This is a genomic window from Anoxybacteroides rupiense, assembly GCF_014196195.1.
Lineage (GTDB): Bacteria > Bacillota > Bacilli > Bacillales > Anoxybacillaceae > Anoxybacteroides > Anoxybacteroides rupiense.
On sequence record NZ_JACIDF010000003.1, the window covers coordinates 1 to 20,296 of the forward strand.

At 42.3% G+C, this 20,296-nt stretch carries 13 protein-coding genes, 14 tRNA genes and 1 rRNA gene; 24 read left to right on the forward strand and 4 right to left on the reverse strand.

What is annotated here, in order from left to right; genetic code table 11:
• The 15 genes from rrf to GGQ95_RS06010 form a co-directional block, all read left to right on the forward strand.
• A 5S ribosomal RNA gene (gene rrf / locus GGQ95_RS05940) occupies positions 1-94 on the forward strand; the annotation flags it as partial.
• Positions 95-256: 162 nt separating this feature from the next.
• Positions 257-331, forward strand: a tRNA-Asn gene (locus GGQ95_RS05945).
• A 4-nt stretch (positions 332-335) separates the two neighbouring features.
• Positions 336-426, forward strand: a tRNA-Ser gene (locus GGQ95_RS05950).
• A gap of 14 nt (positions 427-440) precedes the next feature.
• Positions 441-512 (forward strand) — tRNA-Glu (locus tag GGQ95_RS05955).
• 6 nt (positions 513-518) lie between these two features.
• Positions 519-594, forward strand: a tRNA-Val gene (locus GGQ95_RS05960).
• A 37-nt stretch (positions 595-631) separates the two neighbouring features.
• Positions 632-708 (forward strand) — tRNA-Met (locus GGQ95_RS05965).
• Between the two features lie 12 nt (positions 709-720).
• A tRNA-Asp gene (locus GGQ95_RS05970) sits at positions 721-796 on the forward strand.
• A gap of 12 nt (positions 797-808) precedes the next feature.
• Positions 809-884: transfer RNA gene (locus GGQ95_RS05975), tRNA-Phe, on the forward strand.
• Between the two features lie 169 nt (positions 885-1,053).
• Positions 1,054-1,126, forward strand: a tRNA-Thr gene (locus GGQ95_RS05980).
• Between the two features lie 19 nt (positions 1,127-1,145).
• Positions 1,146-1,221 (forward strand) — tRNA-His (locus GGQ95_RS05985).
• A gap of 205 nt (positions 1,222-1,426) precedes the next feature.
• Positions 1,427-1,497: transfer RNA gene (locus GGQ95_RS05990), tRNA-Gly, on the forward strand.
• Between the two features lie 7 nt (positions 1,498-1,504).
• Positions 1,505-1,578: transfer RNA gene (locus GGQ95_RS05995), tRNA-Ile, on the forward strand.
• A 189-nt stretch (positions 1,579-1,767) separates the two neighbouring features.
• Positions 1,768-1,842, forward strand: a tRNA-Asn gene (locus GGQ95_RS06000).
• A 2-nt stretch (positions 1,843-1,844) separates the two neighbouring features.
• Positions 1,845-1,937 (forward strand) — tRNA-Ser (locus GGQ95_RS06005).
• Positions 1,938-1,950: 13 nt separating this feature from the next.
• A tRNA-Glu gene (locus GGQ95_RS06010) sits at positions 1,951-2,022 on the forward strand.
• 386 nt (positions 2,023-2,408) lie between these two features.
• On the opposite strand, the gene GGQ95_RS06015 is transcribed toward GGQ95_RS06010, so the two are convergent.
• Positions 2,409-3,383 carry a cation diffusion facilitator family transporter gene (locus GGQ95_RS06015; RefSeq protein WP_066149970.1) on the reverse strand — a complete coding sequence of 325 codons (975 nt, stop codon included), beginning with the start codon at positions 3,381-3,383 and terminating at the stop codon, positions 2,409-2,411.
• A gap of 715 nt (positions 3,384-4,098) precedes the next feature.
• Here GGQ95_RS06015 and glgB point away from each other — a divergent pair.
• From glgB to GGQ95_RS06040, 5 genes are read left to right on the forward strand one after another with little or no spacing between them, the layout of a single operon-like run.
• On the forward strand, positions 4,099-6,042 hold the full coding sequence (glgB, locus tag GGQ95_RS06020) for a 1,4-alpha-glucan branching enzyme (RefSeq protein ID WP_159720298.1): 1,944 nt from the start codon (positions 4,099-4,101) through the stop codon (positions 6,040-6,042).
• Positions 5,993-7,156, forward strand: a complete 1,164-nt coding sequence (locus tag GGQ95_RS06025; RefSeq protein ID WP_159720297.1) for a glucose-1-phosphate adenylyltransferase — start codon at positions 5,993-5,995, stop codon at positions 7,154-7,156. Before glgB ends, GGQ95_RS06025 begins: the two co-directional genes overlap by 50 nt.
• A gap of 6 nt (positions 7,157-7,162) precedes the next feature.
• Positions 7,163-8,191, forward strand: coding sequence for a GlgC family sugar phosphate nucleotidyltransferase (locus GGQ95_RS06030; protein ID WP_044745831.1), 1,029 nt, complete (start codon positions 7,163-7,165; stop codon positions 8,189-8,191).
• On the forward strand, positions 8,188-9,642 hold the full coding sequence (gene glgA / locus GGQ95_RS06035; protein WP_183186483.1) for a glycogen synthase GlgA: 1,455 nt from the start codon (positions 8,188-8,190) through the stop codon (positions 9,640-9,642). The genes GGQ95_RS06030 and glgA overlap by 4 nt, the downstream gene beginning before the upstream one ends.
• Positions 9,632-12,031 (forward strand): glycogen/starch/alpha-glucan phosphorylase, encoded by a 2,400-nt coding sequence (locus GGQ95_RS06040; protein ID WP_183186484.1) that lies wholly within the window; start codon positions 9,632-9,634, stop codon positions 12,029-12,031. Before glgA ends, GGQ95_RS06040 begins: the two co-directional genes overlap by 11 nt.
• 210 nt (positions 12,032-12,241) lie before the next feature.
• Here the strand turns inward: GGQ95_RS06040 and GGQ95_RS06045 are convergent, their stop codons facing one another.
• The 3 genes from GGQ95_RS06045 to GGQ95_RS06055 form a co-directional block, all read right to left on the reverse strand.
• On the reverse strand, positions 12,242-13,036 hold the full coding sequence (locus GGQ95_RS06045; RefSeq protein ID WP_159720294.1) for a TIGR00266 family protein: 795 nt from the start codon (positions 13,034-13,036) through the stop codon (positions 12,242-12,244).
• 338 nt (positions 13,037-13,374) lie between these two features.
• Entirely contained in the window at positions 13,375-14,142 is a 768-nt protein-coding gene (locus GGQ95_RS06050; protein WP_080862017.1) for a yteA family sporulation protein, read from the reverse strand.
• Between the two features lie 82 nt (positions 14,143-14,224).
• Entirely contained in the window at positions 14,225-15,163 is a 939-nt protein-coding gene (locus GGQ95_RS06055; RefSeq protein WP_044745837.1) for a 1,4-dihydroxy-2-naphthoate polyprenyltransferase, read from the reverse strand.
• A 201-nt stretch (positions 15,164-15,364) separates the two neighbouring features.
• On the opposite strand from GGQ95_RS06055, the gene GGQ95_RS06060 reads away from it, so the two are divergent.
• Genes GGQ95_RS06060 through menB form a run of 4 tightly spaced genes read left to right on the forward strand, consistent with a single transcriptional unit; the run spans position 15,365 to position 20,126 of the window.
• Positions 15,365-16,750, forward strand: coding sequence for an isochorismate synthase (locus GGQ95_RS06060; RefSeq protein WP_080862144.1), 1,386 nt, complete (start codon positions 15,365-15,367; stop codon positions 16,748-16,750).
• A complete protein-coding gene (gene menD, locus GGQ95_RS06065; protein ID WP_080862018.1) occupies positions 16,740-18,497 on the forward strand; it encodes a 2-succinyl-5-enolpyruvyl-6-hydroxy-3-cyclohexene-1-carboxylic-acid synthase in 1,758 nt (585 codons plus the stop codon). Before GGQ95_RS06060 ends, menD begins: the two co-directional genes overlap by 11 nt.
• Positions 18,494-19,318 (forward strand): 2-succinyl-6-hydroxy-2,4-cyclohexadiene-1-carboxylate synthase, encoded by an 825-nt coding sequence (menH, locus tag GGQ95_RS06070; RefSeq protein WP_066149999.1) that lies wholly within the window; start codon positions 18,494-18,496, stop codon positions 19,316-19,318. Before menD ends, menH begins: the two co-directional genes overlap by 4 nt.
• Positions 19,308-20,126: a 1,4-dihydroxy-2-naphthoyl-CoA synthase gene (gene menB / locus GGQ95_RS06075; RefSeq protein ID WP_044745840.1), complete on the forward strand. Its 819-nt coding sequence runs from the start codon at positions 19,308-19,310 to the stop codon at positions 20,124-20,126. The genes menH and menB overlap by 11 nt, the downstream gene beginning before the upstream one ends.
• Positions 20,127-20,296 lie beyond the last annotated feature (170 nt).

Below are 20,296 nucleotides of genomic sequence, written 5' to 3' on the forward strand. Positions count from 1 at the left end.
CACACCCGTTCCCATCCCGAACACGGAAGTTAAGCTCTCCAGCGCCGATGGTAGTTGGGGCTAACGCCCCTGCAAGAGTAGGACGTTGCTAGGCTTTATATTAAACATATTCCGCAATCGCTCAGCGACGAGCATTTCTCCTCTGAGCAAACAGCGAGTTGCCTCGACGCATTGTGCTTCTTCGAATGTCTTGAAGAGGAAGAGGCAGTAGAAAAATACGAATAATGATTCGTTAGTTTTTGTGTTTATCCACTATTCCGCAATAGCTCAGCGGTAGAGCAACCGGCTGTTAACCGGTAGGTCGTAGGTTCGAATCCTACTTGCGGAGCCATTTTGGAGAGCTGTCCGAGTGGTCGAAGGAGCACGATTGGAAATCGTGTAGACGTTAACAGCGTCTCAAGGGTTCGAATCCCTTGCTCTCCGCCACTATTTCATGTAATGGCCCGTTGGTCAAGTGGTTAAGACACCGCCCTTTCACGGCGGTAACACGGGTTCGAATCCCGTACGGGTCACTTTTAGGAGGATTAGCTCAGCTGGGAGAGCACTTGCCTTACAAGCAAGGGGTCGGCGGTTCGATCCCGTCATCCTCCACCATACATACTATTGATTGAAAAAAATATAATTTTGTCATCGCGGGGTGGAGCAGCCTGGTAGCTCGTCGGGCTCATAACCCGAAGGTCGCAGGTTCAAATCCTGCCCCCGCAACCAAATAAAACGGTTGGTCCCGTAGTGTAGTGGTTAACATGCCTGCCTGTCACGCAGGAGATCGCGGGTTCGAGTCCCGTCGGGACCGCCATAAAATATGTATGGCTCGGTAGCTCAGTCGGTAGAGCAAAGGACTGAAAATCCTTGTGTCGGCGGTTCGATTCCGTCCCGAGCCACCATTTATTTTATCCAACGCATCTTATGAATGCCGGCTTAGCTCAATTGGTAGAGACGAGCGGAGCATCGGTGAAATGACTGCGAGTTGCCTCGACGCATTGGACATCTTGAAATGTCTTGAAGAGGAAGAGGCACAGAACATGTGCTTTTATGGTTAGTTCTATAGATAAAGCCGGCTTAGCTCAATTGGTAGAGCAACTGACTTGTAATCAGTAGGTTGCGGGTTCAAGTCCTGCAGCCGGCATCGATTTATTAAAGTAATGGCGGCTATGGCGAAGTGGTTAACGCACCAGATTGTGGCTCTGGCATTCGTGGGTTCGATTCCCACTAGTCGCCCCATACATATTATCCCAAGACATTTGTGATAAAAGATTTGATAATCGCGCGGATGTAGTTTAATGGTAAAACCTCAGCCACGAGCGATACATCATTGAATAGGCGACGAGTTGCCTCGACGCACAACGCATCTTAGAATGAACTGGTAGAGGAAGAGGCATGGTATATCGGGATACTAGAAATTTGTAATAAAAAATTTGATAATTATGCGGGTGTAGTTTAGTGGTAAAACCTCAGCCTTCCAAGCTGATGTCGTGGGTTCGATTCCCATCACCCGCTTGTATACGGGCCTATAGCTCAGCTGGTTAGAGCGCACGCCTGATAAGCGTGAGGTCGGTGGTTCAAGTCCACTTAGGCCCATCTTTCTTTTTGTAAAGCGTTTTCTTTGCATAAAGTTTGGTGACATGTGTTGCCCATCTATAGGTGTTCTCCTCTCTGAGCAAACAGCGAGTTGCCTCGACGCATTGTACTTCTTCGAATGTCTTGAAGAGGAAGAGGCAGTAGAAAAATACGAATAATGATTCGTTAGTTTTTGTGTTTATCCACTATTCCGCAATAGCTCAGCGGTAGAGCAACCGGCTGTTAACCGGTAGGTCGTAGGTTCGAATCCTACTTGCGGAGCCATTGGAGAAGTACCCAAGTGGCTGAAGGGGACGGTTTGCTAAACCGTTAGGTCGCGTTTTTGCGGCGCGCGGGTTCAAATCCCGCCTTCTCCGCCACTGCTGAATGCAAGGCCCGTTGGTCAAGTGGTTAAGACACCGCCCTTTCACGGCGGTAACACGGGTTCGAATCCCGTACGGGTCATAAGTAAAAAGCACTGTGCTAAAGCATAGTGTTTTTTACTTTATATAAAATCATTTAAAGATAAAACGAGTGTCATCTTCAAAACACACGGGAGAAGAGGTGATGCTCGATCACCGACCGTGGAAAAACGGTATAACTCTATTATGTTAACATAATAAGTTACATCATACGCCTCAAAAATATTCGTTCCTCCAATTATTTAGAAAGAAAAATTTATAAAAAAACTTGATCTATTATATAATATTGTGCATTTCTGTTTTTGATTATTCCGAATTTTTAACTTGACAAAATGTCAAATGTAAATGAATAATAAATACAAAGAAAGGCCGACCATAAAAACAGAAAGGTCGGCATAATTTTTCTACTCATGTTCATATTCCCTAAACTCAAAATGATTCGTTAGGGCTACTCGGCTTTTTTGGTGCTTTGTTTTTTTGGCGAAGAAATTTTTCTCCGTACTCTCCATGATCATGAAAGTAAGCATGTTCAATTTGAATCGTGGAATGTTTAATTCTATATTTCCTTTCCAGCATTTCATTAATGGCTAAAATAACACAGAATGGCTGAATGTGTTCATTGATAAATACGTGAGCAGTTAAGGAATAATGGTCGGAAGAAATCGCCCAAATGTGCATGTCATGTACATCTTCTACCCCTTTAATACCGCTAATGTCAGAGCGTATTTGCTCAAGATCAAACTGCGATGGAACAGAATCCATAAGAATAAAGTACGATTCGCGGATGATTTTTGCTCCTCCTGTAAAAATAATTCCTCCTATAATCATACTAATCAATGGATCTATTAAGGCAAATTCCGTGAAATAGATGATAATAGCTGAAGCGATAACTCCGATTGAACTCAAAAGATCGCCGATAAAATGCCATAAAGCGCTTTTCACATTTAAATTTTCCTCTTCTTTTGTGCTTCTGCTAAGGACGATTGTTAAGATAAGATTAACGATCAGCCCAATTGTAGCAATTGTAAGCATCAGCTGAAAATGAACAGGCTCAGGATGAATGAACCGTCGAATTCCTTCGATAAAGATGCCAATAGCGATCATTGCAAGTGCCAATCCGTTTAAAAAGGAAGCAATAATCTCAAATCGCAAATATCCAAACGTAAATGTTTTATTGGGCTGCCGCGATGCGAGATACAGAGCAACCATACTCAAAATGAGCGCCAGCACATCTGAGGCCATATGAGCTGAATCAGAAAGAAGTGCAAGCGAATTAGATAAAACTCCGCCAATGACTTCAACAAGGGCAAAAAACAGAGTTAGGGAAAGGGTAATCCATAATGTTCGTTTTGATTTGTTTTGTTCTTTGACATGAGGCAGGTGATGATAGTCAGAGTAACTCATAATACACCCCTTTTTTAGAATAATTATCATTAGATATTTATTATAAATTATATGCTGTAAACAAGCAATTTGCAAATCATAGCTTTGTACCATTTTTGAAAGCTTCTTATCTTAATCTTTTGTTCATAATATAGCCGCTTGTTCTCCGAGAGTGGCAAATGCCTTATTGTGTCCATCCTATAAGAGAAAGGGCATATAGCTGGAAATTGCGCGAGATAAGGGAATGTTTATCAGTCAATCATAATAAATATAGCTTGAAGATTGAGCAAAGCGACTCTAGAAAAGAATATGACGAATGTGTGCACAGAGGTTTGTAGCCTATCTTCCATCACATAAACGCGTGGCAAAGCAACAAAGTGTTCGCGAATCTAATGGTTTAGCCTGAAAAATAATATTGTTTGGACATCCAATCATTGAACAAGCAAAAGCAGGGGAAAAAGAGAATCCCTTCATCCTCTTTTTGTATGAAATTTCCTGGTGAGAATTGTCACAAAATATAAACACATTTTATCAAGGAATTTATAAATCAATGTCGAATCTAATTAAATAAATACTAATGGATAAGCCAATAAGTGAAGCAGTGTATGGCGTTGGACAATGGAAAAAAGAAGATGTTGGTTCAGAAGAAAAAACAAACTGCTTCATCTTTCATTTAACATGGAGCAATTAGGATCGTAATGAAATATTGGCAAAATAAAAAAATTATAGTGAAAGGATGAGATGCTCGTTGATAGCAACAAATCCCACAGATTTTGAGGTTCATTTGTTTCATGAAGGAAGCTTATATAAAAGCTATAAAATGTTTGGCGCTCATATCGTAAGAAATGAAGGGGTGGTTGGAACAAGATTTAGTGTATGGGCTCCTCATGCGCGTGCTGTGCGACTTGTAGGGAGCTTTAACAACTGGAACGGGAAAGATCACCCACTTACCAAAATAAACGATCAAGGCGTATGGACCATATTTATCCCTGAAAATTTAGAGGGACACTTATATAAATATGAAATTTTTACGGAAAATGAGCAAGTACTCCTTAAAGCGGATCCATATGCATTTTATTCCGAACTCCGTCCTCGTACGGCCTCTATTGTATATTCATTAGATGGATATCATTGGAATGATAAAGCGTGGCAGCGAAAGAAACGCCGCAAACCAGCTTACGATCAACCGTTATTCATTTATGAAGTTCATTTAGGTTCGTGGAAAAAGAAGGAAGATGGAAGCTTTTACTCCTATCAAGAGCTAGCAGAAGAACTAATCCCTTATGTAGTGCAAAATGGGTTTACTCACATTGAACTGCTTCCCTTAATTGAGCATCCGCTCGATCGCTCATGGGGATATCAAGGAACAGGATATTATTCCGCTACAAGCCGCTATGGAACTCCACATGATTTCATGTTTTTTATTGATCAGTGCCATCAAGCTGGAATAGGAGTGATTTTAGACTGGGTCCCTGGTCATTTTTGTAAAGATGCACATGGCCTATACATGTTTGATGGAGCCCCAACATATGAATATGTCAATATACAGGATCGTGAGAATCCGGTGTGGGGAACAGCCAATTTTGATCTAGGGAAGCCTGAGGTTCGAAGCTTTCTCATCTCGAATGCATTATTTTGGATGGAGTATTTCCATATTGACGGCTTTCGCGTTGATGCAGTAGCTAATATGCTTTATTGGCCCAACAGTCATGTCCTTCATAAAAACCCCTACGCCGTGGAATTTTTGCAGAAACTAAATGAAGCTGTCTTTTCCTATGATCCTTCATTGTTAATGATTGCTGAAGATTCTACAGATTGGCCGAAGGTGACTGCGCCGACTTATGAAGGAGGCTTAGGGTTTAATTATAAATGGAATATGGGCTGGATGAACGACATTCTGACCTATATGGAGGCGGCTCCCGAACATCGTAAATATCTGCATCATAAAGTTACTTTTTCTTTGCTATACGCATACTCAGAAAATTTTATTTTGCCATTTTCACATGATGAGGTAGTGCACGGAAAAAAATCATTATTAAATAAAATGCCTGGCGAATATGAGCAGAAATTTGCGCAACTGCGATTATTATATGGGTATTTAGCTACTCATCCAGGAAAAAAATTATTGTTTATGGGAGGGGAATTCGGTCAATTTGATGAATGGAAGGATTTGGATCAACTTGATTGGATGTTATTTGATTTTGAGATGCATAGAAAAATGAGTGTGTATGTGAAAGACTTAATAAAGTTTTACAAACGTCATAAGCCTCTTTATGAGCTGGATCATTCGCCAGAAGGGTTCGAATGGATTGATGTGCATAACGCTGAACAGAGCATCTTTTCGTTTGTTCGAAAAAGCAATAAAGAGAATGATATATTAGTTGTCGTTTGTAACTTTACTGGAACGGCATACCATGATTACAAGGTAGGCGTTCCGCTGCTTGCCACGTATAAGGAAGCTTTTAACAGCGACGCTTCCCTATATGGAGGATGTGGTTATATTAATAAAAAACCGATGACTGCTCTCGAAGAGCCGTTTCATGGAAAACCATACCACATCGAAATGACTATCCCACCTTTTGGAATTTCTGTGTTGCGCCCAATGAAAAAACGAGGGGAGAGAAGTGTAGATGGTGAAGAAAAGATGCGTCGCCATGTTGTTGGCCGGCGGACAAGGTAGTCGATTAAATTCATTGACCAAACAGCTAGCCAAACCAGCCGTTCCGTTTGGAGGAAAATATCGAATCATTGATTTTACGCTAAGCAACTGCTCCAATTCCGGTATTGATACGGTAGGAATATTGACTCAATATCAGCCGCTTCTTCTACACTCATATATTGGTATTGGCAGCGCTTGGGATTTAGATCGAAGAAATGGAGGAGTGACCGTTTTACCCCCGTATTCTGAATCATCTGGGGTAAAATGGTATGAAGGAACAGCGCACGCCATTTATCAAAACATGAACTATATTGAGCAGTATGATCCGGAATATGTGTTGATTCTTTCAGGTGACCACATTTATAAGATGAATTACGCCAAAATGCTGGATTATCATATCGCCAAAAATGCGGATGTGACGATTTCTGTTATTGAAGTGCCTTGGGCCGAAGCGAGCCGATTTGGTATCATGAACACAGACAAAGAAATGCGGATTGTAGAGTTTGAAGAAAAACCGTCTGCCCCAAAAAACAACCTCGCTTCTATGGGAATTTATATTTTTAATTGGAGTGTTTTAAAGGAATACTTGCAAATCGACAATGAAAATCCGAGTTCAAGTCATGACTTTGGCAAAGATGTGATTCCGCTATTATTGAAAGAAAAGAAACGGCTTATGGCTTATCCATTTAAAGGATATTGGAAGGATGTCGGAACAGTGAAAAGCCTGTGGGAGGCAAATATGGATTTATTAGATCCAGAATGTGAATTAAATTTGTTTGATCAATCATGGAAGATCTATTCCGTTAATCCAAATCAACCTCCTCAGTATATCTCTCCAGATGCAATAGTGATTAACTCGCTGGTGAATGAAGGATGCATTATTGAGGGAACCATTGACCATTCCGTTGTTTTTCAGGGAGTTTATGTTCAAAAGGGAGCGATTGTGAGAGACTGTGTCATTATGCCGGATGTAGTGATTGGTGAAAATGCCTATATTGAAAGAGCCATTGTACCGTCAGAGCTTGAGATCCCGCCGGGAATAGTCATTCGCCCGTCTGCATTTGATGATGAGATTTTTCTTGTTACACAAGAATGGTTGCAGGCACAGAGCTCAGAAATCGTTGAGAAAGGATGAACAGCGATGAATAAAACGATGTTAGGGGTAATAGATGACACAAGGTATATGGAGTCGCTATATGAGCTGACGCTGCATCGTTCCATTGCAGCAATTCCATTTGCAGGAAGATACCGCTTAATAGATTTTGTCCTATCAAACATGGTGAACTCAGGTATGCAAAGCATCGCTATTTTCCCAAAGTATCACTATCGATCATTGATGGATCATTTAGGTTCAGGGAAAAATTGGGATTTGAGTCGAAAACGAGATGGGCTCTTTTTCTTTCCTTCCTCAGATTTAAATATTCCGGCGCATCATTTAGGGGCTTTCCAACATTTTGAACAGCATATTGACTACTTTTTACGCAGCAAACAAAAGTATGCGCTCATTTGCAATAGCTATACCGTTTGCAATATTGACTATGAGGCTGTGTTAAAGCGTCATATCGATAATCAGTGCGATATTACAGAAATACGTCATCAAGGCCGTTCGCTTGGAATGTTCGTGCTAGAAACCTCTCTCCTTCTGGATTTAATTGCGAACCGAATTCATACAGGCTACAATAGCATCATCGATGTTGTCCACGATCATCTTCATCAATTGAAAATATGTGATTATGAGCATTATGGATATGTGGCTGTCATTGACTCTATCGAAAGCTATTTTCGTCATAGCTTAGAGCTGCTTAATCCAACCATTTGGAATCAGCTATTTGTTAAATCGCGTCCTATTTATACAAAAGTGAAGGATGCGCCGCCTACTAAATATACAGAAAATGCTGTTGTCAAAAATTCAATAGTGGCTAATGGATGCATGATCGAAGGACATGTTGAAAACAGCATTATTTTTCGAGCAGTAAAAATAGAAAAGGGGACGGTTGTTAAAAACAGTATTATTATGCAGAAAAGCCATATTGGTGAACAATGCGAGCTGAATTCTGTTATTGTGGATAAAGATGTGAAGGTTGAAAATGGCGTTAAGATCGTAGGTTCGGAGCAGCATCCATTTGTTGTTCGTAAAGGAACTGTACAAGGAGAGTTGATGAATCAGTGAAAATTTTGTTTGTTGTGTCAGAATGCGTACCCTTTGTGAAGTCGGGCGGTTTGGCAGATGTAGCTGGCGCGTTGCCGAAAGAACTCAAACGATTAGGCACAGATATCCGTGTGATGCTTCCTAAATATGGAATGATTTCGGAAGAATTTAAAAAGCAAATGAAAAAGGTCGCGGAGCTGGTTGTTCGAGTCGGCTGGCGCCGTCAATATTGCGGAGTTGAAATGCTGGAATACGAAGGAGTTGTCTATTATTTTATCGACAACGAATACTATTTTAAACGTGATAGTTTATATGGCCATTATGACGACGGAGAACGATTTTCCTATTTCTGTCGAGCTGTTTTAGATGCACTTCCCGCTATTTCCTTCCAGCCGCAAATTATTCATTGCCATGATTGGCACACAGGGATGATTCCATTTTTATTACGGGAAGAGTATAAAAACAATTCGTTTTATGGAAATATCCGCACGGTATTTACGATTCATAATTTACAGTTTCAAGGGATTTTCCCTCGCAGCATTTTAGAGGATTTGCTTAATTTGAGCAGTGAGCGCTATTTTACGATTGATTATTTAGAGTTTTATGGGAACGTCAGCTTTATGAAAGCAGCTCTTGTGTCTGCAGATATGATTACGACTGTTAGTCCCACCTACAAAGAAGAAATTCAAACGGAATATTACGGAGAAAAGCTCGATGGGCTTCTGAGAGCTCGCCGACGCGATCTTTTCGGCATATTAAACGGAATTGATGATGAAATATACAATCCAAAAAAAGACCAGCACATTGCGATTCCATATGATCAGTTCACGATTGCGCGCAAAGACATTAATAAGCAAGCGCTCAGGCAAAAATTCGGTTTGCGCAGCGAAGAAGATACGCCGATTATCGCCATGGTGACCCGTCTAACGAAGCAAAAAGGACTTGATTTAGTGAAATGTGTATTTCATGAAATCATTGCGGAAAATGTCCAGTTTATTGTTCTGGGAACGGGAGATCGGGAGTTCGAACATTTCTTTCATGAAATGGCGATGACATATCCTCATCAAGTAAAAGTATATATTGGATTTAACGAAGAGCTGGCTCATCAAATCTATGCAGGCACCGATTTATTTTTAATGCCATCCCAGTTTGAGCCGTGCGGCTTGGCGCAATTAATTGCATTGCGATATGGCGCGATTCCAATTGTGCGAGAAACAGGCGGATTAAACGATACTGTCCAATCGTTTAATGAGTTTACGGGTGAAGGCAATGGATTTAGTTTTAAAAATTTTAATGCGCATGATATGCTGTATACCATTCGTCGAGCGCTTGAATTTTATAAGCAAAAAGAAATATGGGAAAAGCTTGTGAAAGAAGCGATGAGCCGAGATTACAGCTGGGCGCAGTCGGCGTTTAAGTATAATCAGCTTTATGACGAATTAATGGCTGGGAGTGGAAGTCATGTTCTCTAACAAAGAAGAGTTTAAAATGGTTTTTTTAAGAAGACTTGAGATGATGTATGGAAAGCGGTTTGAGGAATCGACCGTGCGCGATCAATATCATACGTTAGGGAATATGGTTCGCGAATATATAAGCCAGGATTGGATTCGGACAAATGAGCGGAGTCGCGCGAAAAGCAGCAAGCAGGTGTATTATCTATCCATTGAATTTCTGCTTGGCCGTCTTTTGGGAAGTAACTTATTAAATCTTGGAATCCGTGATGTAGTTGAAAAAGGATTAAAAGAGCTGGGCATTGATTTAGAAGAAATTGAGGAAAGCGAGGCGGATGCGGGACTAGGAAATGGCGGTCTTGGCCGCCTTGCCGCTTGTTTTTTGGATTCTCTTGCTTCGTTAAATTTGCCCGGACATGGCTGTGGAATACGATATAAGCATGGGCTGTTTGATCAAAAAATTGTCGATGGCTATCAAGTGGAGCTTCCAGAGCAATGGTTGAGGCATGGGAATGTTTGGGAGGTAAGAAAGGAAGATTTAGCAATTGAAGTGAACTTCTGGGGAAGAGTAGAGGTATCAAATGAAGGAGGAAGGCTGGTATTCCGTCATACAGATAGCGAAAAAGTAACAGCTGTTCCCTACGATATGCCTGTGATTGGCTATGGAACCAAAACGGTTAATACTCTTCGCCTTTGGAGCGCCGAACCTTCTAAAACCTTTCCTAAACATAAAAGTATCATGCAGTATAAGCGGGAAACGGAAGCTATTTCAGAATTTCTATATCCAGATGATACGCACGATGAGGGGAAAATTTTACGTCTTAAACAGCAATATTTTCTTGTAGCGGCGAGTGTCGGAAGCATTGTTCGCGCTCATCGTCGTCAGTACGGGAATTTATCTAACTTGCATAAGCATGTAGCCATTCATGTGAATGATACGCATCCAGTTTTAGCGATTCCAGAGTTAATGAGGGTGTTGTTGGACGAAGAAGGAATGAGCTGGGAAGATGCATGGGAGATTACGACGAACACAGTGTCTTATACGAATCACACAACATTATCAGAAGCGTTAGAGAAATGGCCCATTCATATTTTTCAGCCATTGCTTCCACGCATTTACATGATTGTCGAAGAAATTAATGAGCGCTTTTGTCGTGGTTTATGGAATAAGTATCCAGGTGAATGGAAACGAATTGAGGATATGGCGATTATTGCTCATGGACTTGTTAAAATGGCCCACTTAGCAGTGGTCGGAAGTTATCGTGTAAACGGAGTGGCAAAGCTTCATTCGGAAATCTTAAAAAAACGTGAAATGAAGCAATTTTATGAAGTATTTCCGCAAAAATTTAATAATAAAACCAATGGCATTACGCATCGCCGCTGGTTGCTAAAAGCAAATCCGCAGCTTGCTTCGTTAATTACGGAAGCGATTGGAGCACGGTGGATTCAGCGGCCGGAAACGCTGCTCGATTTAACGTCCTATGCATCAGACCGCTCTTTTCAAAGAGCATTGGCTAAAGTAAAGCAGCAGCGAAAGGCGATTTTAGCTAAACGCATTTACGAGCAAACTGGCATCGCCGTTGACGAGTCTTCGATTTTTGATGTGCAGGTTAAACGGCTTCATGCTTATAAACGCCAGCTTTTGAACGTTTTGCACATTATGTACCTTTACAATCGATTGAAAGAGGATTCGAGCTTTTCGATTTATCCTCGTACCTTTATTTTCGGGGCAAAGGCTTCGCCAGGCTATTATTATGCGAAGCGAATTATTAAGCTGATTAATTCTCTTGCGGAAAAAGTAAATCATGATCCCCAAACAAATGAACAGCTGAAAGTGATTTTTTTAGAGAACTATCGCGTATCTTTAGCAGAGGATATTTTTCCGGCAGCCGATATTAGCGAGCAGATTTCCACAGCTAGCAAGGAAGCTTCGGGAACAGGGAATATGAAATTTATGATGAACGGTGCCATTACCATTGGCACGATGGATGGAGCCAATATTGAAATTTTTGAGGCAGTAGGCAAGGAGAATATTTTCATCTTCGGATTAACGGCTGAGGAAGTTTTGAATTATTATCAGAATGGTGGTTATCGTTCTCATGAGTATTATCACCATGATCGAAGAATCAAGCAAGTCGTTGATCAGTTAGTCAATGGATTTTTTCCAGACGCGCATGATCATTTTGAACCGATTTACGATTCGCTTTTAATGCAAAATGATGAATATTTTGTGCTGCGCGATTTTGCTGATTATGCCGAAACGCAAGAAAAAATCTCCGAAGTGTACCAGGATAGGGAAAAATGGATGGAAATGAGCGCGATCAATATTGCTCATTCGGGCCATTTCTCAAGCGACCGAACCATTCAAGAATATGCAAATGAAATATGGGACATTCATCCTCTTATCTAATGAACAAGAAGAACACAGAGCCATCTGTGTTCTCTAGGTTGTCGACAACGTCCATCTTGATTATGTCTACAATCATTTGACGCATCATCCGTTCAACTACATCAGTCGGGATTGAAAATAAACACTTGGTAAACAAGGAATAGAGCCAATGACGCAGGATGAAGTATGGAGGGCACAGAACCATCTGTGCCCTCTTTTATACATAAGAGATTAATCGTCTCCATTGAGCAAATCTCCAATGCCTCCAAGAATGCTTCCCTCGCCTACAGATCGGCCACCTGAGCTTGGAGCGGAAGCGATAATACGATCAGCGAGACGGCTGAACGGCAACGATTGCACCCAAACGGTTCCCGGACCGCTTAACGTAGCAAAAAATAACCCCTCTCCGCCGAAAAAGGCTGTTTTGATTTTGCCGACATACTCGATATCGTAGTTCACTTCTTTTGTCATAGCGACTAAGCAGCCAGTATCGATTCGCAACTTTTCCCCAGGCTGAAGCTCACGTTTATAAATGGTTCCCCCAGCATGCAAAAAGGCAAGTCCATCTCCTTCCAGCTTTTGCATGATAAACCCTTCACCGCCAAAGAAGCCGGTACCGAGCTTTCGCTGAAAGTCGATGCCGACGGAGACTCCTTTAGCAGCGCAAAGGAACGAATCCTTTTGACAAATGATTTTACCGCCTAGCTCGCTTAAATCAACAGGGATAATCTTTCCGGGATAAGGAGCGGCAAAGGCGACGCGTCTTTTATCTGTTCCGTTATTCGTAAAGACGGTCATGAACAAACTTTCTCCGGTCAAGAGACGTTTTCCGGCACCAACAAGCTTGCTAAGAAATCCTTTGCCAGTGCTTGCTCCATCACCAAAAATCGTTTCCATTTCAATTCCATCTTCCATCATCATCATGCCGCCTGCCTCAGCAATAACACTTTCCTGTGGATCTAATTCGATTTCTACGAACTGCATGTCATCTCCATGCAGGGTGTAGTCAATGTCGTGTGCATTCATTTTTTTCACCTCTAAATGACTTTTTATGATGAATCTATTCTTTATACGGAAGGAAATCCCTTTTAGTTTCACTAACAAACCAATGTTTTTTCCATCAATATAACTTAAAAATCGAACCAATCCTTGACGAAATATTGCTAGTCGGAGGCGAGCGGGCGGCTTGCCTTCGCTAGGGAGAGGCGTTGCAAAATCCCACATGTTAAGGTGTTTTTTATATCGGTTAGGATGTTTGAAAATGCTGCTTTTCTGTTTTGCTTTAGGATGATGGAGAGCTGAGTGTGCGAATAAAAAGGCCAGTGCTGCTTATAACAAGATGCAGATCCATGGCCTTTTTCATCTTAAGATCTTTTTGGTTTAGCTTCGTCTTGCGTATAAGGCTCCTTTTCATATGCTGGCAAATCGCCGATATTTGACATGATCTGTTCTTCATCTAATACACGTTCAAAGCTTTGATGTTTCTGCGTAGGGTAAACGGCCATCTGCTGACCATATAAATCAACAGCAGCAAAGTTTTCGAAATCCTCGACATATCCTACGTTTTCTGTTGCTTCTGCGTATGCTTCGTTATAATGGTCCACATCCTGCCAAAGATCGGATAGTGTATCGGATGTTCCGTATTGTGCTACATCTTGCCAGGCATCTTCGGCATCATACGCTACAACATCGCGATGATCAAAATCAAATTTTCCAAATGGGGGCATCAGCACGCCTTCTTCAAGAGGACGCTGGTGTGAAACGGATTGATCTGCACTATGCTCCTTGCAAAATGTAGTCGTTGGCAATGCCTCCAGACGTTCATATGGAATCGGCTTTCGGCATGTTTCACAAATGCCATAGGTTCCGTCATCGATAGCCGCCAACGCATGATGAATGTCAGCTAATTCTCTTTCCGCATGCTCATTAAGTGCCAAATCTTTTTCTCGCTCATACAATTCTGTTGCCTCATCAGCTGGATGATTGTCGTAGCTTGCTAACTCGCCGACTGAATCGTGGGCATGGCTTCTTTCCAAGCCGAAATGATCATTATGATGAAGGCGATTCTCTAGCTCTTGTTTTGCCTTTAGAAGCTGTGCCTGTAAGGCAGATATTTGTTGATTGGTTAACATTAGGAAATACCCCTTCCTCAAAATTCGCTTTTATGATGTAGTATGAACGAAAAATAAAAAAAAACACGGTTAGGCAACCGTGTTATAGCCAGTGACCGATGAGCAGCCCAATCGCCAACAAAAAGCCAAACTGTGTATTGGCTTGTGCCGTCGCTTTCATCGCAGGCATCATTTCAATCGGTTTGGTTTTTCCAATGAATCCTTTTGTAGCTGCCACAGCTTTCGGCACGCTTAGGAAAACAAGCAGCGTCCAAGGAGAAACGACATGTAAAGCTATTAATCCAATCATCCAAGCGAAGGAGACGATAAACATCCCTCCTAATAGACGGATCGCGTTGGTTCTGCCGATTAAAATTGCAAGGGTTTTCCGTCCGTGCTGCTGATCCCCGTCAAGGTCGCGAATATTGTTAGCAAGCAAAATGGCCCCAACTAAAATGGCAATTGGAATAGAAACAACAATTGGAACGAATGTAATGGTTCCTGTTTGAATGAAAAAGGAAATTAAAATGATGATAAGTCCCATAAAAAATCCTGCCGCAAGCTCTCCGAATGGAGTATAAGCAATCGGAATCGGTCCGCCTGTGTAAAAATATCCTGCTGCTACACAAATCGTGCCGACGACAGCAATCCACCAGCTGCTGTTCATACAAATATATACACCAATTAGAATAGAGATTGCGATGAAGGAAAACGCTAACAACAATACGGTTTTAGGTGCAATTCCTTCCCGAACAATGGCTCCGCCAATACCAACAGACTCGGAGGAATCTAAGCCGCGCTTGTAATCATAATACTCATTAAACATATTGGTCGCTGCTTGAATTAATAATGAAGCAATAAGCATAGCCAAAAATAATGTAAGATGAACAGCTGTTTCCCGAAAAGCTAAAGCAGTTCCAATCGAAACAGGCACGAAAGCAGCCGTCAAAGTATGGGGACGTGTCAGGTTCCACCATACACGCCAGCTTCGATTGTATTTCAACGAAGGTGTTGGTTGATGTTTAGGTAATGGTGATTGCATAAATCATACCCCTCATATTAGGATAAAATCAAAGCATAGCTCAAAAAATATTCAAAATAAGTGTAGGTAAACCCTTCACAGGTGTCAACCCCTTAGGAATAGATAAATTATTTCCTGTTATATATAATGGGAAGTGATAATAACTTTTCAGGAATCTAGTTTCATCAAAAAGTTTAGTAATAACAAGAAAGCGGGATGGCAGTGGCGACTTTATATCAGCATCAAATTCGAAAAAAACTAGAGATGATAACAAAATCCGCGTGTCAGCCGTTTGTAAGCTGGAGCGGAATCGTACCGTCTATTGCCCCAGTTTATTTGTTTAAGCTGGGAGAAACGAGCTCGTTTTCTGAGCGTTTTTATTGGTCTGATCGTTCAAACGAGGTTGTTTACGCTGGGATAGGCTGTACATATGTCATCGATGAGGAGGGAGATGGCCCGCGTTTTTCCATCATTGAAGAAAAATGGCACGATTTTTTAAATATGACAGAAGTGCATGGTGAGGAAGAGAAAGCAACCCCTGTTTTATTTGGAGGCTTTTCATTTGATCCTTTAAAAAAGAAAACAGATAAATGGACGCATTTTTCAAATGCAAAATTTATTGTTCCGACGGTTCTATTATCTCTAAAAAAAGACTGTGCAATGATTACGATTACGGTTCCTTCAAAAAATAACCAGAGCATGCTTGAAGAAATTGATCGCCTGCTTGGGTTGTTATATACCAAATCATTCCATTCAACTCCCTCTCTTCCGCGTTGTGTGACATACGAAGAGATCCGAACGGATGAATGGATCCATGCTGTGCGGCAAATCATTGACGGAATACAACAAGGAAGTTTTGATAAAGTGGTGTTAGCGCGAGAGGTACGCCTTCAATTTGATGGACAGCTCACGCCAAGCGCCGTGCTGGAGCACTTGTGTGAGCAGCAGCCGTTTAGCTATCTGTTTGCATTTGAACAAGCCGGCAGCTGTTTTATCGGTGCTTCCCCTGAACAGCTTGTAAAAAAAGAAGAACATACATTTTATTCAACGTGTTTAGCTGGCTCGATTCGTCGCGGACGTACAAGCAGTGAGGATGAATCCCTTGGCCAAGTGCTTTTACAGGATGAAAAAAATTTACACGAACATCGGTTCGTTGTCGAAATGATTAGACAAGCGATGCAGGATGTGTGTGAGGATGTCAAAATTTCCCCGGAACCACAGCTGCTAAAAATGAGAGATATTCAACACTTATATACTCCTGTGATCGGTAAAAGCGACAGCCGTGTTTCCTTGCTTTCGGTTGTGGAACGGCTTCATCCGACCCCTGCCCTTGGAGGAGCTCCAAAAGAGAAGGCGCTTGAAATGATTCGAGAAGCTGAGCCGCTAGACCGAGGATGGTATGCTGCTCCCATTGGTTGGATGAATGCAATGGGAGATGGAGAGTTTGCCGTTGCCATTCGCTCCGGTTTGCTGCAAGGAAATGAAGCTTTCCTTTTTGCGGGATGCGGTGTTGTGGGCGATTCAGAGCCGTTCAGCGAATATGAAGAAACAAACGTGAAATTGAAACCAATGTTATCCGCATTAGGAGTGAAGCAAGATGAGCGATGATTTAACACTGTATGTCTCTGCGTTTGTAGATGAGCTGGCCAAGACCGGGATAGAAGATGTGGTCGTAAGTCCGGGATCGCGCTCTACCCCTTTTGCCATGGTGATGGCAGAGCATCCAAAAATGCGCGTACATATGAATATTGATGAGCGCTCTGCCGCTTTTTTTGCATTGGGGATGGCAAAAGCCAAACGAAAACCTGTCGCTCTTCTTTGTACATCGGGAACGGCTGCGGCAAACTATGTACCTGCTGTAGTAGAGGCCTATTATTCAAGGGTTCCTCTCGTCGTTCTTACAGCTGATCGTCCTCATGAACTCCGCGATGTCGGAGCGCCGCAGGCAATCGATCAAATTCATTTGTATGGAAAGCATGCCAAATGGTTTGTCGATATGGCGCTTCCAGAAAGCTCAAATGAAATGCTGCGCTATGCTCGAATGATGGCAGCGAGAGCGGCAGCCGTGGCGATGAGTGCGCCGCGAGGTCCTGTCCACTTAAATTTTCCGCTCCGTGAACCGCTTGTGCCAGCTGTTACAGATCAAACATGGGAGCAAATTAACGAAAAGGAAGCATCTTATATTCAAATTGCTATCGGTAAAAAAACACTAGATGATGCGCAGTTTCATCAATTATATAAGCAGCTTTCATGTATTGAAAAAGGCCTTATTGTTTGCGGAAATATGGATGAGCCGGAATTTGCGGAAGCGGTCACTGAACTTGCCGAAGCGCTACAATACCCGATTTTGGCTGATCCACTTTCTCAGTTGCGCAGTGGAACTCATACGAAAGACTATATTATTGAAAGCTATGATGCTATTTTTAAAGACGCAGCAATAGCGGAAGCGCTGCTTCCAGACGTTGTTATTCGATTTGGTGCCATGCCGATTTCAAAACCGCTTTTACTTATGCTAAAGCGGCATCCGTCCATTACCCAAATTGTGGTGGACGGGGAAGGCGGATGGCGTGAGCCAACTTTTACTGCTTCGCAAATGATTTATTGTGACGAAATTGAATTTTGCCGACGCTTAGCGGAACTTGGGTCCGCTGATCGCCGTGTGCCAAACGAATGGATGCAACTATGGCAGGACATCAATAAGCTGGCTAAAGAAGAGCTTTTGGAAGCAGGAAAAGAAGAAGAAATGTTTGAAGGAAAAGTATTTATCGAGCTGACGGAGCTTTTACCAGAGAAGTCTACGCTATTTGTCGGCAACAGCATGCCGGTTCGCGATGCCGACACGTTTTTTATGACGAACGATAAGCAAATCCGCTTAATGGCGAATCGTGGCGCCAATGGCATTGATGGGGTTGTTTCAAGCGCTTTAGGAGCTAGCCTTGAAGCCGATCCGCTTGTGCTTGTGATTGGCGATCTTTCCTTTTATCATGATTTAAATGGCTTGCTAGCAGCGAAGCTTTATCAGCTGCATGCGACCATTATTGTTATTAATAATAATGGAGGCGGCATTTTTTCATTTTTGCCGCAAGCAAGGCAAGAAAAGCATTTTGAAGCATTGTTTGGCACTCCGACCGATTTGCGGTTTGAGCATATTATCCGCATGTATGATGGCTATTATCAAAAGGTGGATACATGGGACGAGTTCCGTTATTACGTAAAGCATTCTATCCAATCTCAAGGGCTGCATGTCATCGAGCTGTGTACATCGAGGAAAGAAAATGTAACCAAACATCAATGGCTTTGGAAAAATGTCACAGAGAGAATAACAGAGTTTCTTCAAAAAAGGGGAAGATTATGAAAAAACGGATTCGCGGTGTTTCCTATCATGTAGAAGTTTATGGGGAAGGTCCGCCGCTTTTATTGCTACACGGCTTTACAGGGAGTACAGAAACATGGTATCCGCTTATTCCGTATTGGAAAAATTGGCAGCTCGTTATGGTTGATATTATAGGACATGGTTTAACAGAGTGTCCGGATGAACTCGACCGCTATCATATCGAAAGCGTAGCGGCTGATTTGCATGAATTGTTGCAGCAGCTGGAAATTCATCGTGCTCACGTTCTTGGCTATTCGATGGGGGGAAGGCTCGCGCTTACTTTTGCCATTCGTTATCCGCACCGAGTAGAAACATTGTTGCTAGAAAGCAGCTCGCCTGGACTAAAGACCGAAGAGGAACGCCAATTGCGCATTCAGAACGATGAGGCGCTGGCGATGGAAATTGAGCAATATGGAGTGCAAGCATTTATTGACAAATGGGAGCAACAGCCGCTTTTTGCTACGCAAAGACAGCTGCCTGAGACGGCCAGAAGGCGAATTCGTACAGAACGATTAAGGCATCAAGCCAAAGGGCTAGCCAATAGCTTGCGCGGCATGGGAACAGGAAGACAGCCCTCTTGGTGGGAACACTTGTCGCAAATAAAAGCCCCAACACTGCTTCTTTGCGGGGAACTTGATCAGAAATTTTGCCAAATAGCGTCAAAGATGGTTGAACTGCTGCCCAATTCGTACATGTCGAAAATTTCCGATGCGGGACATGCAATTCATGTGGAACAACCAGAAATTTTTGCTAAAATAATAAATGAGTTTATTGAAAGAGGAGGATGTGTGAATGGCGATTGAATGGGTAGCTGAGCGCAAGTACGAAGATATTCTATACGAAACGTACAATGGCATTGCTAAAATCACGATCAACCGTCCAGAAGTACATAATGCCTTTCGTCCAAAGACGGTTCAAGAGTTAATTGATGCGTTTTCATACGCTCGTGATGATGCCAATATCGGCGTCATTATTTTAACGGGTGCAGGCGGAAAAGCGTTTTGCTCTGGCGGGGACCAAAAAGTGAGAGGCCATGGTGGCTATGTAGGCGAGGATCAAATCCCACGCTTGAACGTATTGGATTTACAGCGTCTGATTCGCGTGATCCCTAAACCGGTCATCGCAATGGTAGCCGGTTATGCGATCGGCGGTGGACATGTATTGCATGTTGTTTGCGATTTAACGATTGCAGCAGATAACGCTATTTTTGGACAAACAGGTCCGAAGGTAGGAAGCTTTGACGGAGGCTATGGAGCCGGTTATTTAGCTCGTATCGTTGGCCACAAAAAGGCTCGTGAAATTTGGTACTTATGCCGCCAATATAACGCTCAAGAAGCATTAGAAATGGGACTTGTCAACAAAGTGGTTCCGTTGGAGCAACTAGAGGAAGAGACGGTAAAATGGGCGGAAGAAATTTTAGAAAAAAGCCCAACAGCGATTCGTTTCCTAAAAGCGGCATTCAATGCTGACTCTGATGGCTTAGCAGGCATTCAGCAGCTTGCTGGCGATGCTACATTACTTTACTATACGACAGAAGAGGCAAAAGAAGGAAGAGATGCGTTCAAAGAAAAACGCAAACCGGATTTCAAACAGTTCCCGCGTTTTCCATAATGCAAAAACGTAGCAGCTTGAATGTGATGGATCAAGCTGTAGAACGGTAGACAAAGTCCATTTAGACTTTGTCTACCGTTATTTTAAGGGTCTTTTCATTTAGACTGTCTTGAAAACGCTGGATGGACAGGGAACGCAGCAAACGAAGATGAGCGAATCAAACCGAGATG